General features: G+C 66.3%; 14 protein-coding genes. 6 read left to right on the forward strand and 8 right to left on the reverse strand.

Annotated features, from left to right (window positions below):
- Nucleotides 1-11: 11 nt before the first annotated feature.
- Nucleotides 12-1160 carry an acyl-CoA dehydrogenase family protein gene (locus tag AC1RNP_RS15080; RefSeq protein WP_493052098.1) on the reverse strand — a complete coding sequence of 383 codons (1149 nt, stop codon included), beginning with the start codon at nt 1158-1160 and terminating at the stop codon, nt 12-14.
- Between the two features lie 261 nt (nt 1161-1421).
- Complete coding sequence (locus tag AC1RNP_RS15085; protein ID WP_493052099.1) at nt 1422-2666, reverse strand: CaiB/BaiF CoA transferase family protein; 1245 nt, start codon at nt 2664-2666, stop codon at nt 1422-1424.
- 271 nt (nt 2667-2937) lie between these two features.
- On the opposite strand from AC1RNP_RS15085, the gene AC1RNP_RS15090 reads away from it, so the two are divergent.
- A complete protein-coding gene (locus AC1RNP_RS15090; protein ID WP_493052100.1) occupies nt 2938-4005 on the forward strand; it encodes an AraC family transcriptional regulator in 1068 nt (355 codons plus the stop codon).
- A 30-nt stretch (nt 4006-4035) separates the two neighbouring features.
- On the opposite strand, the gene AC1RNP_RS15095 is transcribed toward AC1RNP_RS15090, so the two are convergent.
- The 3 genes from AC1RNP_RS15095 to AC1RNP_RS15105 form a co-directional block, all read right to left on the reverse strand.
- Entirely contained in the window at nt 4036-4623 is a 588-nt protein-coding gene (locus AC1RNP_RS15095) for a peroxiredoxin family protein (protein WP_493052101.1), read from the reverse strand.
- 263 nt (nt 4624-4886) lie between these two features.
- On the reverse strand, nt 4887-5597 hold the full coding sequence (locus AC1RNP_RS15100; protein WP_493052102.1) for an arginyltransferase: 711 nt from the start codon (nt 5595-5597) through the stop codon (nt 4887-4889).
- A gap of 10 nt (nt 5598-5607) precedes the next feature.
- Entirely contained in the window at nt 5608-6192 is a 585-nt protein-coding gene (locus tag AC1RNP_RS15105; RefSeq protein ID WP_493052103.1) for a hypothetical protein, read from the reverse strand.
- Nucleotides 6193-6338: 146 nt separating this feature from the next.
- Here AC1RNP_RS15105 and AC1RNP_RS15110 point away from each other — a divergent pair, with 146 nt between their 5' ends.
- Nucleotides 6339-6905, forward strand: a complete 567-nt coding sequence (locus tag AC1RNP_RS15110; RefSeq protein ID WP_493052104.1) for an EF-hand domain-containing protein — start codon at nt 6339-6341, stop codon at nt 6903-6905.
- A gap of 213 nt (nt 6906-7118) precedes the next feature.
- Here the strand turns inward: AC1RNP_RS15110 and AC1RNP_RS15115 are convergent, their stop codons facing one another.
- Genes AC1RNP_RS15115 through AC1RNP_RS15125 form a run of 3 tightly spaced genes read right to left on the reverse strand, consistent with a single transcriptional unit; the run spans nt 7119 to nt 9451 of the window.
- Nucleotides 7119-7934, reverse strand: coding sequence for a putative signal transducing protein (locus tag AC1RNP_RS15115; RefSeq protein ID WP_493052105.1), 816 nt, complete (start codon nt 7932-7934; stop codon nt 7119-7121).
- Nucleotide 7935: 1 nt separating this feature from the next.
- The gene (tesB, locus tag AC1RNP_RS15120; RefSeq protein ID WP_493052106.1) at nt 7936-8832 is read right to left on the reverse strand and encodes an acyl-CoA thioesterase II; all 897 of its coding nucleotides are present in this window, start codon (nt 8830-8832) and stop codon (nt 7936-7938) included.
- Nucleotides 8833-8860: 28 nt separating this feature from the next.
- Entirely contained in the window at nt 8861-9451 is a 591-nt protein-coding gene (locus tag AC1RNP_RS15125; RefSeq protein ID WP_493052107.1) for an N-acetylmuramoyl-L-alanine amidase, read from the reverse strand.
- Between the two features lie 23 nt (nt 9452-9474).
- On the opposite strand from AC1RNP_RS15125, the gene AC1RNP_RS15130 reads away from it, so the two are divergent.
- The 4 genes from AC1RNP_RS15130 to AC1RNP_RS15145 all read left to right on the forward strand — a co-directional run bounded on the left by AC1RNP_RS15130 (nt 9475) and on the right by AC1RNP_RS15145 (nt 13642).
- Entirely contained in the window at nt 9475-9975 is a 501-nt protein-coding gene (locus AC1RNP_RS15130; RefSeq protein ID WP_493052108.1) for an MOSC domain-containing protein, read from the forward strand.
- Between the two features lie 2 nt (nt 9976-9977).
- Complete coding sequence (locus AC1RNP_RS15135; protein WP_493052109.1) at nt 9978-10502, forward strand: alpha/beta hydrolase; 525 nt, start codon at nt 9978-9980, stop codon at nt 10500-10502.
- Between the two features lie 160 nt (nt 10503-10662).
- On the forward strand, nt 10663-12813 hold the full coding sequence (rlmKL, locus tag AC1RNP_RS15140; RefSeq protein WP_493052110.1) for a bifunctional 23S rRNA (guanine(2069)-N(7))-methyltransferase RlmK/23S rRNA (guanine(2445)-N(2))-methyltransferase RlmL: 2151 nt from the start codon (nt 10663-10665) through the stop codon (nt 12811-12813).
- A gap of 217 nt (nt 12814-13030) precedes the next feature.
- On the forward strand, nt 13031-13642 hold the full coding sequence (locus AC1RNP_RS15145; RefSeq protein WP_493052111.1) for a class I SAM-dependent methyltransferase: 612 nt from the start codon (nt 13031-13033) through the stop codon (nt 13640-13642).
- The last annotated feature ends 48 nt before the right edge of the window (nt 13643-13690 follow it).

A 13690-nucleotide genomic window follows, 5' to 3' on the forward strand; every position in this document is an offset into this window, starting at 1 on the left:
GGGGGAGGGCATCAAAGCGTCCGCGCGATGATTTCCTTCATGATCTCGTTGGTGCCGCCATAGATGCGCTGCGCCCGCGCATCGACGAAGGCGCGGGCGATCGGATACTCCAGCATGTAGCCGTAGCCGCCGTGCAGCTGCACGCACTCGTCCACGACCTTGCACAACAGGTCGGAGCACAGGTATTTCGACGCAGCCGCGGCGTCGATCGGCAGTTCGTTTTTCAGCACCAGTTCGATGCAGCGGTCGACGAACACGCGCGCCATGGTGATTTCCGACTTCATCTCGGCCAGCTTGAAGCGCGTGTTCTGGAAGCTCGCCACCGGCTTGCCGAAGGCCTTGCGGTCCTGCACATAGCTCTTGGTGATCTCGAAACAGGCTTCCGCGCCCGAGATCGAGGTGATGGCGATGATCAGGCGCTCCCAGGCGAGCTCCTGCATCAGCATCATGAAACCCATGTTGAGCCCGTCCGCGCCGCCGAGCACGTTGCTCTTGGGGATGCGGACGTTGTCGAAGAACAGCGGCGCGGTGTCCTGCGCCTTCATGCCGACTTTCTTCAACGGCTTGCCCTTGGTGAAGCCGGGACGGTCTGCCTCGATCAGCACGAGGCTGATGCTTTTCGCGCCGCCCTCGCCACCATCCATGCGCACGGCGACGATCACCAGATCGCTTTGCAGACCGTTGGTGATGAACATCTTCGAGCCGTTGATGAGGTAATCATCGCCGTCCTCGGTGGCCGTGGCCTTGATGCTCTGCAGGTCCGAACCGGTGCCCGGTTCGGTCATGGCGATGGCGCCGACGGTCTCGCCGCTGGCCATGCGCGGCAGCCAGGTGCGCTTCTGTTCCTCGGTGCCGTAATGCAGCAGATAGTTGGCGACGATGTCCGAATGCAGCGCGAAGCCAACGCCGCTGGCGCCGGCCATCATCTGCTCTTCCATCATGATCACGCTGTGCAGGCGATCGCCGCCCTGGCCGCCGTATTCCTCCGGGATCGCGCAGCAGAGCAGGCCGAGTTCGCCGGCGCGGTTCCAGGCGGCTCGATCGATCTGTCCCTGTTCTTCCCAGGCTTCGTGCTTGGGGGTGATCTCTTCGGCGAAGAACCGCTTCGCGGTGCGGCGGAATTCGTCGTGGCCGGCGTCGAACAGGGTTCTGGGCAGCATTGGAATCTCGTCGGTGGCGGTGCGTGGCCCGCCGTCATGGCGGGCCCATGGTTTTCAATCATGCGTTTGAATGAATCGTGCGGGTGAGGCGGTATCGCGCCAGAATGCTTAGCATTTTGGGCCACGAATTGGCGGATGTGACCGCGGCCGCCCTTGGCGGCATTTCACCGCTTTCGGACATCCCGGTCTGACGACCCGGCCCGGAATCCCAGGTGGGCGGCTGCGGCCAATGTCGACACGACATCGGCCAGGCGCGGCCGTTTATCCCAGGGCTTCGATTTCGGACTCACTCACTCCATAACGACGCAGAACGGCCAAGGTATCCGCACCCAGCGCGGGCGTATCGCCTTTGATGGTCGCGGCATTCTCGAAACGGATCGGGCAGGCCAGGGCCGGCTTGCCGTGGAAGTCCTCGACCATGTCGCGGGCGCGGACCTGCTCGTTGCGCAGGGCTTCCTCCAGTGTCAGCACGGGCGTCGTGCAGCAATCCGCCTCGGCAAACACCCGCTGCCATTGTTCGAGCGTGCGCAGCCGGAATGCCGGCGCCAGCAACCAGTGCAGCGGCGCGAGACGCTTCTTGAGTTTTTCCGGCTCGCGCTGTAGCGCGGTCCAGCGGTCGAGGCCGCCATCGCGCGGCGCGGCTTCGCCGCTGGAGGCGTTCGTCTTCGGTTTGCCACCATCGCCGACCCAGGCGAATAGGAGTCGCAGCGGCCCTGGCAGCGAGGCTTTCAGCGCACGCAGCAATCGCAGGAAGAATTTCGCCTCCAGCGCCCCGACCGCCAGATAGCGGCCGTCGCGGCAGCGATAGAGCCGGTAATTGGGCAGGGACCCGGTCAGCACGTCGCGTCCGCGCGCGGGCAGGCTGCCCTCGCTGCGGATCGTCGACAAGGCGATCTGCTGCAGCGCGAGCGTGCCATCGAGCATGGCGACGTCGACCATGCAGCCTTCCCCGGATGCGCGCGCGCCCAGCACCGCGGCGAGGATGCCGATCGCACCGGTGAGCGAGCCGCCGGCGATGTCGGCGATCTGCACGTTGGCCAATGCGGGCGCGTCGCCGGCGCGGCCGATCTGGTCGAGGACGCCGGCATAGCTGCAGTAGTTCATGTCGTGCCCGGCGAGATCGCGGTACGGGCCGGTCTGGCCGTAGCCGGTGATGGCGGCATAGACCAGCTTCGGGTTGATCCGTTTCAGCGTCTCGTAGCCGCAGCCGAGCTTGTCCATCACGCCGGGGCGGAAGGATTCGACCACCACATCGGCCTGTTCCACCAGGCGATGGAAGGCGGCCACGCCGGCCGCGCTGTTCATGTCCAGCACCACCGACTGCTTGCCGCGATTGACGAGGGCGAACAGTTCCGGCGACAGCTCGCGCGTGTAATCGCCGCCGCCGGAATGCTCGATCTTCACGACCTCCGCGCCAAGCTGCGCCAGGTAGAGGGTGCAGAACGGTCCGGGCAGCAGACGCGTGAGATCCAGGATGCGGATACCGGACAACAAAGGGTTGCTCATCTCGACTCGCGGGCAGGAAGGGGGCGGAATGTCAGGGCTTGTCTCTCGAAATCGCCGGCGGCGCAAGATCGAATCGACGATCGCTCGCGTGCCGGATGCCGAATGTCGCCACTGCGCAGGCGCATCGCATGTGCAAGTGCAACATCGGGCAACGTGCAGTTTCGTCGCTGCGAGCCGTTTGCAATCAGTGGGCATCGTGTCAACATGATTAGCATTTAAGGCCGTCCGACCCGTTCCGCTCTTCATGCCGACGACCTCCGGAACTCATCGCTTGCACGCTCAAACGACCGCATCGGGCGATTCGCGCCCTCGTCCGGCCCTGCGCAATTCGCTGCCAGCGGCTTACCTGCGCATCCTGCTGGATGCGGCGGCGGAGCGGGGCGTCGACATCGAAGCGGCTCTCGCCGGCAGCCGCCTGACGATGGACATGCTGAACAGCCCCGACATGCGGGTGATGGCGCGCGATGCCGCGGACGTCATGCGTCGCGTGGTGGCGGCGAGCAGTAATGTCGGCTTTGGCATCGAATTCGGCCTGCGTTCGATCCCGACCGCGCACGGCTATCTCGGCTACGCCGCGATGAGCGCGCGCAACCTGCGCGAGTCGATCGATCTGATGGTTCGCTACGAGCATCTGCGCCAACGCGATGTCACGCTGAACCTGCAGTTCGATGGCGATCTGGCCATTCTCGAAGCGCACGAAACGCACAATCTCGGTTCGTGGCGACAACTCTTCCTGGAAGGCATCCTGGTCGGCGTCTACCGCATGTTCGGTTTCCTGATCGGCGAGGCGCAGCCATGGTGCGAACTCTGGTTCGACTGGCCGGAGCCGGACTACTTCGCCCAGTACAAGTCACGCCTGCCGACGGTGCGCTTCTCCATGCCGTCGGTGCAGGTGCGTTTCCCGCAGGCCTATCTCGAGCGCCCGCTGATCACCGCCGACCGCAGTGCCGCGCAGCACGCGCTGGAGCAGATCGAACGCGAGGCGGCGATCTCCAGCGTGCCGTCGCTGACGCTGCTGGAACGCATCCGCGCCAAGATTCGCCTGAGCGAGCGCGGCAACTATCCGCCGCTCGCCGAGGTTGCTTCGCAGCTGTACATGTCCAGCCGCACGCTGAAACGCAAATTGAGCGAGCTGGGCACCGGCTTCCAGGAACTGCTCGACGAAGCGCGCCGCCGAGATGCCATGCGCATGCTGGCCGACCCCGATATCAGCATCCAGCACATCGCAACAGCACTGGGTTACAAGGATCCGCCTTCGTTCACGCGCGCCTTCCGGCGCTGGAGCGGGACGACGCCAAGCGCCGCGCGCCGGAAACTGTTGGGATTGTCGTCGGACTGACGCGTGGTTCCAGTCGGGACGACGTCGACGTCATCCTGGATCAGCAGTCGTCGTTGCTTTCGCTTCCTGCGACGGTGTGACCGCTTTCAGGATCGCATCCATCTCGTCCTGCCGGTCGAAGACGCCGAGGTGCGAATGCCTGACGCGTCCTTGCGCATCGACGACGACGAGCAACGGCACGGCCTGGGCCTTGAACAAGGCCAGTTTTCTACGATCCGACAGCGTCGCGATCGGAAATCCGAATCCGTGTTCGTCGGCGTAGCGACGCACCGCTTCGGACTCGCCGTCCGCCACGCCCAGCATCTGGACACGGGCCGAGTCCGAGGCCAATTGTTCGGCCAGCTTGCGCACCAGTGGCGCGGACTGCTTGCAGTACGGGCAGGTGGACGTGAAGAAATACAGCACCTGGAACTGCTTCGGCGCGGTGCCGATCACGACGGAATCGCCGCCCAGCGACTTGGCCGGAATCTCCGGCACCCACATGCCGGCGTAGGGTTCGAAGGCGCGCTTCTCGAGCGCGTCCTTCTGCTGCCGCAATTCGCGGTTTTGCCAGGCGAGCACGACCACGAGCGCCGCGGAAAGCAGTAGTCCAATCGATAGCCAGGGAATTCGGCGCATCTGTGTCGTCCGCGTCAGGCCGGTTGAGGCCTGCGCACTGTGCGAACCGTCATTCCCGCCGTCAAGCCGCATTGCATCCGATCCGTGATCCCGTGCGCGTTGATCGATGCATGCTGCAACGCAAAAGGAATCGCCGTGCGATGTCGCAAACCGGAACGCTACGCGAATAGCGCGTGCGCAACGATGAGCGATACGCGCGCGCCGGAAACGAAGGCTACTGCAGCGGGGCGTGCGTTGAAGCGTTGATGCCCTGAAAGCATCGACTAAGCGCGGTCCCTCACCCACTTCCTGCCGTCGAACGACTCGAGCGGATGGAAATTCCGCTTGTAATCCATCTTGGCGTGGCCATCGATCCAGTAGCCGAGATAGAGATGACGCCGGCCATCGCGACGCGCCCATTCGATCTGGCGCAGGATCGCCAGCGTGCCGAGACTGCGCGCCGCTTCGTCCGGATCGTAGAAGGTGTAGACGGCGGACAGCGCGCCGTCGGCCAGGTCGGTCACCGCGACGGCGATGAGGCGGCCATGCAGGCGCAATTCGAGGAACCGTCCCTGCGACCAGCTGCCGATCAGGAACTGGTCGAACTCGGTCGCGCCGTGATCGTCCATGCCGCCGCCGATATGGCGCGTGCCGAGATAGCGGCGATACAAGGCGAAGCGCTCGTCGTTGCGCTTGGCGGGCAGCACGCGCTCCTCGACGTCGGCATTGCGCGCGAGGCAGCGGCGCTGGCTGCGGTTGGGAGTGAATTCGTCGACGGGAATCCTTACCGCCACGCAGGCCTGGCAATTCGGGCAGTGCGGTCGATAGACGATGTCGCCGGAACGGCGGAAGCCCCAGCCGAGCGCGCGCGGGTACACCTGCAGCAGGCGCGGATCACGCGGATCGAGCACGAGATCGCGCGCGATGCGCTCCGGCCAGTAGCCGCAGATGTGCTCGCCGGTGTGAAACAGTCGCAGGTCGTCGACGTCGCGCATGGGGTTCGTCCTAGACCTGTCCCGCGCGCAGGAGCAGCAGGAACGAGGCACCGGCGATGGCGCCCGTGGCGGCGCCGGCGACCAGATCGCGCGGCACGTGCCGTGACAGCGACAGGCGCGACCAGGCGATGCACGCGGCGAAGATGAGGCCGGCGAGCGTGGCCCACCACGCCAGCGGCGCCAGCAGGCAGGCGGCGAACACCGCGAAGGCCAGATGCAGCGACAGCTTGCACCAGCGCGCGGTGAGCAGCGCGACGAGGATGATGGCCGCCGAGAGCGCGAGCGCGGCCGGGACGCCACGCGTGGCGCCCGCCATCCAGGCGACGGCCGCGCCGGCGGTCAGGACGATCAGCAGGAAACGGTTCAGGCTGCCGCGCTCGCTGCGGTGGCTTGCGTCGATGTGTCCCCAGCGCTCGCGGTGGACCTGCCACCATGAATACGCCATCACCAGCACCGCGGCCGCGCCGAGGCCGGCGGCGAGCTGCCACGCCTGCGTCATGGAGCCGCGGCCCGCCTGCGTGGCCAGCAGGGCCAGCGACAGCACGGCCAGGGGATGGCCGAGGATCGAGACGGTGCGAGCGAGGGCGGAGGACATGGGAGGAGCATACCGCCGGCGTCTCGCAACGGCTGCGATTGCTGTCGCTGGTCTTCAGGTTGCCCGCGGGCGGCGGTCAACCGGCGCTGGGATCGCGCGTTGATCGAGGCATGGCACGGCCGTGCCTCGACCAGGAGATTCCCGACATGACCCGCAAGACCCTACTCGCCGTTTCGCTGCTGACCCTGCTGGCTTCCGGCGTGGCGCTCGCCGCGCAGTCCGATACCACCGGCACCACGGCCGCGCCGCGCGGCCATCTGGCCCAGCTCGACAAGAACGGCGACGGCGCGATCGATCGCAGCGAAGCGGCGACGGCCCCGCGGCTCGCCGAGCGCTTCGACGCGATCGACACCAACAAGGACGGCAAGCTCAGCGCCGATGAACGCGCACAGGTGCGCGGCGGCATGATGCACCACGATCGTCGCGGCAAGTGGAAAGCGCTCGATACCGACAAGGACGGCCGCGTCAGCCGTGCCGAAGCCGCCGCGGATCCGAAACTGTCCGAACGCTTCGCGGAAATGGACGCCGACAAGAACGGTTATCTCGACCGCGAGGATTTCCAGGCCCGCGCCGAACAGCGCCAGGCCGAGTGCTTCGTCAAGGCCGACGCGGACAAGGATGGCAAGCTGAGCCCGGAAGAGTTCTCCGCTGTCCGCGAGGCCTGCCATGGGCCGCGCGGGAAGATGCTGGACGCGCCGGCGCCGAAGTCCTGATCGGGAATCTTGACGACAATTGCGTTGCCAAACCGGCCGCCGCGCGTCATGGCGCGGCGGCTGTCGAGTTCTTGAAGCTTTCAACAATCAACGAATGAGCCACGCTCGTCATCCCGGCGAAAGCCGGGATCCAGTTTTTTCTTGAGACAGTCGCTTGGTGAACGAGAAGCTGGATCCCGGCTTTCGCCGGGATGACATGCATTTAGGACGTTTTCATAGCGGCTGGACCACGCGCCAGCCGTCACCTTCCGGCCGCACCTCGAACCAGCGCGGCACCACCGGTCCATTGCCGCGACGGCGCACGAAATAGACGATGCCGTAACCCGAAGGCGCGCTGCTCTCGTAGCGGCCCACTGCCAGCACCAGTGGTAACACATCGCCGTTGCCCTGCACCGGGCAGCGCGAGACCGGCAGCACCGTGGCCTGCGTCTGCGGCAGCGAGGCCAGCAGCGCGGGCGAGGGGTCGCGCGCATCGACGGCGATGCACACATGGCTGCCGGCTTCCTTCGGAATATCGCCGCGCAGCACCGCCAGCGCGAGACTGTCCGGCACCGGCGTCTTGCCGCGCGGCAATTCCGCCGTGCTGACCATCGCCACGGGCCTGGGCGCGGTTGCCGACACCGGCGTGCGATTCGAGCGCCACGACATGAAGGTCAGCGCGATCACGGCGGCGATCACCGCGATCAGGCCGAGCTTGATGCGGAAGGCCCGGCGCTCGCCGCTGCTCCGGGCGCCGCGGTCGGGAAGTTCGTTGCGGAAGCTCATCGCGAGATAGCTGTCGGGCGCGTTGCGCGAGGAATCCATCAGTCCGGCCTCGCGCAGCATCTCGCGCGCACGCGGCTGGTCCTCGGACTTGACGATCCACACCGCCGGCATCTGCTTGCCGTCGTCGCGATAACTGAAATTGCCACGGATCGCGCTCTTGTACGAGCGCCCGTTGGTCACGCGCGTTTCGATGCCGGCCTCTTCGAGCAGCTTCGCGACCGCTTCGACGTTTTCCAATCGCGCGCTGGAGAAGACCTGTCTCATCTCAACTCTTTGCCGGAACGTGCGTCGCCGCGTCGGTGGCCGTGGTGACCCGGATCATGCCTTCCTGGGCCGTGCTCGCCACCAGCTTGCCGTCGCGATCGAAGATCTGGCCGCGCGCCAACCCGCGCGCGCCCTGCGCGCTGGGGCTGTCGATCGAATACAGCAGCCACTCGTCGGCGCGGAACGGACGGTGGAACCACAGTGCATGATCGAGCGAAGCCATCTGCACGTTCGGCTGGTAGTAGCTGATGCCGTGCGGGAAGGTGGCGGTGCCGAGCAGCTGGAAATCCGACGCGTAGGCGAGCAGGGCGCGATGCAGTTCGGGCGCGTCGCCGACCGGCTCGCTGAGCCGGAACCAGACCTGCTGGAACGGCGGCCGCTTCGGCGGCTTGAGCTCGTCGCGCGGATAGACGTGGCGGAATTCGAACGGGCCGGTGCGATCGAGCCAGCGCTGGATCTTGATCGGCAGCTTGGCCAGCACTTCCTGCGGCACCGCGTGCGCGGGGTCGATGTCCTCGGGCTTGGGCACTTCCGGCATCGACAGCTGATGCTCGACGCCTTCCTCGCGTTCCTGGAACGAAGCCGCGCAGAAGAAGATCACCTGGCCGTGCTGGATCGCGGTGACGCGCCGCACCGAGAACGAACCGCCGTCGCGGGTGCGGTCGACGTCGTAGACGATGGGATGTTCGATGTCGCCGGCGCGCAGGAAATAGGCGTGCAGCGAATGCGCGTCGCGCGGCGCCGTCATCGTCGCCTGTGCCGCCGACAGCGCCTGTCCCAGCACCTGGCCGCCGAATACGTACTTGGTGCCGATGTCGCGGCTCTGGCCGCGGAACAGGTTGTTCTCCAGCCGTTCCAGCGAGAGCAGTTCGATCAGTTCGGAGACGGGGGAGGCCATGGGCGCCGGTGTCGTGGGCAGACCCGGATTATACGGGCGCCCCGCGGCCGGCCTCCGGTTCGGACGGCTGCAGGCGTTGCAGCGCCGTCGTCGCCATTACCTGCGGCCAGGGGAACAGTGGTCCGGGGTCGAGCTTGCGCCGGACTTCCAGTGCTGGGTCGTCGCTGGCCGGCTCGGTCGTCGTGTCGAGTTCCTCATGGCCGGCGATCCAGCGCAGCGACGGCAGGGTTTCGCTCAAGCGCTCCAGCAGCAACAGCAACGCGGCGATCTGTGCCTGCGGATAGGGTTCCTGCATCGCCTGGTGACGTGAATCCAGCCAGTGCGGGTAGCGGCCAGTGTTGACCAGTTCAATGCCGATCGAGCGCGGGTTGTAGCCGTGCACATGATGGGCGATGCGCTCGTGCGGCACGTACTGCACGGCGCTGCCGTCGCGATCGAGGTACCAGTGGCCACTGTTGCCGGTGCCGCTGGCCGGGTACAGCACGCGTTCGCCGTAGTCGCGCGCCGTGGCCAGGTCGGGGAGTTCGGTGCAGTGGATGACGACTAGATCGATCTGCGAAAGCGGGCGCGGGTCGAGCTTGTCGACGTAGGGAAGCGGGTCGATCCGAGCGGCGGTCATGACCGCGATGCTAGCATTCGTCTATGTCGCTCCCGTCCCCGAATTCCGAACTGTATCGCCTGATGTCGCAATTCCCGCGAGGGGGCCGGGTCGAATGGATCGGCCTGCGCCCGGCGCGCGACGTGCCGATGCGCGAGGTCGACGAAGTCGATGCCCAGGCCGGCGGCGGACTGGCGGGAGACCGCTATGCCGGCGGCAGCGGCAATCGCGGCATTACGCTGATCCAGGCGGAGCATTTGCCGACGATCGCGGCGCTGAGCGGCCATGCCAGCGTGCCGCCCGCGCTCCTGCGCCGCAACGTCGTCGTCTCCGGCATTCCGCTGATCGCGTTGAGGGATCGGCGCTTTCGCATCGGTGATGTGTTGCTTGAAGGCGTGGATGCCTGCGATCCATGTTCGCGCATGGAGGCGGCGCTCGGTCCCGGTGGCTACAACGCGATGCGCGGGCACGGCGGCTTGTGCGCGCGCATTCTCGAAGGCGGCAAGTTCCGCATCGGTGATGCCGTGACCTGGGTGGAAACCTGAGCATGCGCGGCCATTGCATCCTCTCGCACGGCTTCGAAAGCGGACCGGACGCCACCAAGGTGACGGCGCTGGCCGAGGTCGCCGAACAACTGGGCTGGACGCACGAGCGTCCCGACTACACCGACCTGGACGCCAAACGCGAGGTCAGCGACCTCGGCGACGTGCCCACGCGCGTGCAGCGCCTGCATGCGCTGGCGCGCGAGGCGGCGGTGCGTGGTCCGCTGGTGCTGGCGGGATCGAGCCTCGGCGCCTGGATTTCAGGCCAGGTCTCGCTGCAGGTGCCGGTCATTGGCTTGTTCCTGATGGCGCCGCCGGTGTCGATGGGGCCGGCGCCGGCGCTCGATGCCGCGCACGTGCCGGTATCGATCATCCATGGCTGGGACGACGAACTGATTCCTGCGCAGAAAGTGATCAACTGGGCACACCCGCGCCGTGCGCGCGTGCTCATGGTGGACGACAGCCATCGCCTGTCGGCGCACGTGGCCGCGTCGGCGGAAGCGTTCGCGGAGTTGCTGCGACGCTTTTGATTTGCTTTTCCTTCTCCCTCCGGGAGAAGGTGCCCGAAGGGCGGATGAGGGCAGGAACTGACTCGCCGAGATACGCTCCCAGGAAAGTGATTTCCCTCCCTCATCCGGCGCTTCGCGCCACCTTCTCCCGGAGGGAGAAGGGAAAGCGGAAAGCGATTTCATGAAATTTTTCGTCTCCTGCGCCAAAGGCCTCGAATACCTGCTCGTCGACGAGTTGCAGGCGCTGGGCTGCGCGCGCGCCAGCGCCGCGATCGCCGGCGTCAACGTAGAAGGCGAGGAGATCGATGCGCAGCGCGCCGTCCTGTGGTCGCGACTGGCCAGCCGCGTGCTGTGGCCGTTGACGGAATTCGACTGCCCGGACGAACAGTCGCTGTACCAGGGCGTGGCGGCATTGCCGTGGCATGACCATCTCGACGCCACGATGACGCTGGCGGTGGACGCACACGTGGCGGGCGAGGCCATCACGCATGCAAGGTATGCCGCGCAGCGGGTGAAGGACGGCGTGGTCGACGCGATGCGCGCACACAGCGGTGAGCGGCCAAGTGTGGATGTCGATGCGCCGGATCTGCGCCTGAATCTCGTCGTGCGCAAGGGCAAGGCAATCCTGTCGGTGGATTTGGGCGGCGGTCCGCTGCATCGTCATGGCTGGCGCCGTGCGCAGGGCGAAGCGCCGCTGAAGGAGAACCTCGCCGCCGCCGTGCTGCTGCGCGGTGGCTGGCCGAAGCTCTACGCGGAAGGCGGCGGCCTGCTCGATCCGATGTGCGGCAGCGGGACGCTGCTGATCGAGGGCGCGCTGATGGCGGCGGACGTCGCCCCGGGCCTGCTGAGATATGCGGGCGAACTGCCCACGCGCTGGCACGGCTTCGACATCGCGACATGGACGAAGCTGGTCGAGGAGGCGCAACTGCGCGAGCGCGCCGGACGCGCGGCCTTGCGAGACGTTTTCGACGGCGGCGATCTCGATCCGCGCGCGATAGCGACAGCGCGCGAAAACGCCACCGCCGCGGGATTGCGCGATGCGATCCGTTTCGATGTGCGCGATGTCGCCGTGCTGCCCGTGCAATCGAATCCGCGCGGCCTGGCCGTGTGCAATCCGCCCTACGACGCGCGTCTCGCCGCGGACCCGGAGCTCTACCGCGCACTGGGCGACGGTTTGAAGCAGGCCGTCCCGAATTGGCGTGCGAGCATCCTCTGCGGTGATGCGGAACTCGCGCATGCCACCGGTTTGCGCGCGCAGAAGAAATACCAGCTGTTCAACGGCGCCCTCGAATGCAGCCTGATTATTTGCGATCCGATCAAGCCGGCATCGCGCGAGGCCGCCGAGCCACGTGCCTTGTCGGAAGGCGCGCAGATGCTCGCCAACCGGCTGCGCAAGAATCTGCGCGCCCTGAAGTCCTGGCGCGCACGCGAGGCGATCGATTGCTATCGCGTCTACGACGCCGATCTGCCGGAATATGCGGCGGCCATCGATGTCTACACGGAAGCCGATGATCCCGAGGCACTCTGGCTGCATATGCAGGAATACGCCGCCCCGGCCGCCATTCCGGAAGCCGATACGCGGCGCCGCTTTGGCGAAGTGCTGGCGGCCGCGCGCGAGGTGTTCGGTCTGCCGCGTGAGCGCATCGCGACGAAGACGCGCTCGCGAGGCAAGGGCGGCAGCAAATATGCACATATGGGAGCAGGACGCTTTGATCGCAAAGGCGAGATGCTGGTCGTGCGTGAAGGCGCCGCGCGCCTGCGCGTGAACCTGTTCGATTATCTCGATACCGGCCTGTTCCTCGATCATCGCCCGTTGCGCAAGCGGATGTCCCAGGAAGCGCGCGGTAAGAGCTTCCTCAACCTGTTCTGCTACACGGGCGTGGCGACGGTGCAGGCCGTGGTGGGCGGCGCGACTTCCACGACGAGTGTCGATCTGTCGGCGACCTATCTGGAATGGCTGGCCGATAATCTCCAGGAAAACGGTTTTGGTGGTTCGGCGCACCGCCTGGTGCAGGCGGATGCGCTGACCTGGCTGGAGGCCGACCGTGGCCGCTACGACCTGATCTTCTGCGACCCGCCCACGTTCTCGAATTCCGCGCGCGCCGACGATTTCGACGTGCAGCGCGAACACGTGCGCCTGCTGCGCGCCGCGGTGGCGCGCCTGTCGCCGGAGGGCGTGCTTTATTTCTCCAACAACTTCCGCCGCTTCAAGCTCGATGCCGAGGCCATCGCCGGGTTCGCCACCTGCGAGGACATCAGCGCGCAGACCATCCCGCAGGATTTCGCCCGCAATCCGCGCATCCATAAAACCTGGGCTTTGCGGCGTACTTAACGCATTCGACAAAGTGATCGTCATTCCGGCGAAAGCCGGAATCCAGTTTTTGTGAAAGCCATGCGCTTATTGAGTGAAAGGTCGGATGACCAGCCATTCGGCTGTTGGGACCGGGCTTTCGCAAGGAATGACGAACTGAGTGCCGATCCGCTTTTTCCTCCGACACGGACAGGCCCGGTTAACAAAGTCGGAATCCTTCCATGGTCATGATGGCCGCATGACCAACACGCTCGAAAACGCCATGCCCCACTGGATGCTGCTGCTGCGGCAATGGCTGAAGCACCCCCGCCGCACCGCCGCGATCGTGCCGTCGGGGCGGGAGCTGGCCTCGGCGATGTTGGCCGAATTGCCGCCGGGCACACGCCGGGTGATCGAGCTCGGCGCGGGCACGGGCGTCTTCACCGAACGTCTGCTGGCCCATGGCATCGCGCCGCAGGATCTGCTGTCGATCGAGCTGAATCCGGCCATGCACACCCGCCTGCAACGGAGATTTCCGCAGGTGCACATCGTCCACGGCGACGCGCGCGAGATGGAGGCGATCGCGTCCGCGCATGGCTTCGCGGGCGAGGGCAAGGCCGATGCGGTCGTCTCCGGACTGGGCGTGCTGTCGATGCCGCGACGGGTGCAACACGACATCTACGCCGCGGCATTCGCTTGCTTACGCGAGGATGGACGGCTGGTGCAGTTCACTTACGGCCCGCAGGCGCCGCTGGCTTCCGGGGTGGCGGAGGAGCTGGGCCTGGAGGCGGAGCGGGGCGCGTTCGTGCTGCGCAACATCCCGCCGGCGACCGTCTATGTGTACCGGAAGGTCGGCGCCGCGCCGATGTAACCCTCCGTTCCATCAGCCGCCCTGTTGGCGGCGCGGGCATGGCCGCAG

The sequence above is a fragment of the Luteimonas sp. GW821-FHT14E02 genome, assembly GCF_058803905.1.

Coding starts and splice junctions, on each gene's coding strand:
- AC1RNP_RS15085 (WP_493052099.1), bottom strand. CDS start 2,666: ATGAGCAACCCTTTGTTGTCCGGTATCCGCATCCTGGATCTCACGCGT.
- AC1RNP_RS15145 (WP_493052111.1), top strand. CDS start 13,031: ATGACCAACACGCTCGAAAACGCCATGCCCCACTGGATGCTGCTGCTG.
- AC1RNP_RS15115 (WP_493052105.1), bottom strand. CDS start 7,934: ATGAGACAGGTCTTCTCCAGCGCGCGATTGGAAAACGTCGAAGCGGTC.
- AC1RNP_RS15125 (WP_493052107.1), bottom strand. CDS start 9,451: ATGACCGCCGCTCGGATCGACCCGCTTCCCTACGTCGACAAGCTCGAC.
- AC1RNP_RS15080 (WP_493052098.1), bottom strand. CDS start 1,160: ATGCTGCCCAGAACCCTGTTCGACGCCGGCCACGACGAATTCCGCCGC.
- AC1RNP_RS15110 (WP_493052104.1), top strand. CDS start 6,339: ATGACCCGCAAGACCCTACTCGCCGTTTCGCTGCTGACCCTGCTGGCT.
- tesB (WP_493052106.1), bottom strand. CDS start 8,832: ATGGCCTCCCCCGTCTCCGAACTGATCGAACTGCTCTCGCTGGAACGG.
- AC1RNP_RS15095 (WP_493052101.1), bottom strand. CDS start 4,623: ATGCGCCGAATTCCCTGGCTATCGATTGGACTACTGCTTTCCGCGGCG.
- rlmKL (WP_493052110.1), top strand. CDS start 10,663: ATGAAATTTTTCGTCTCCTGCGCCAAAGGCCTCGAATACCTGCTCGTC.
- AC1RNP_RS15130 (WP_493052108.1), top strand. CDS start 9,475: ATGTCGCTCCCGTCCCCGAATTCCGAACTGTATCGCCTGATGTCGCAA.
- AC1RNP_RS15135 (WP_493052109.1), top strand. CDS start 9,978: ATGCGCGGCCATTGCATCCTCTCGCACGGCTTCGAAAGCGGACCGGAC.
- AC1RNP_RS15100 (WP_493052102.1), bottom strand. CDS start 5,597: ATGCGCGACGTCGACGACCTGCGACTGTTTCACACCGGCGAGCACATC.
- AC1RNP_RS15105 (WP_493052103.1), bottom strand. CDS start 6,192: ATGTCCTCCGCCCTCGCTCGCACCGTCTCGATCCTCGGCCATCCCCTG.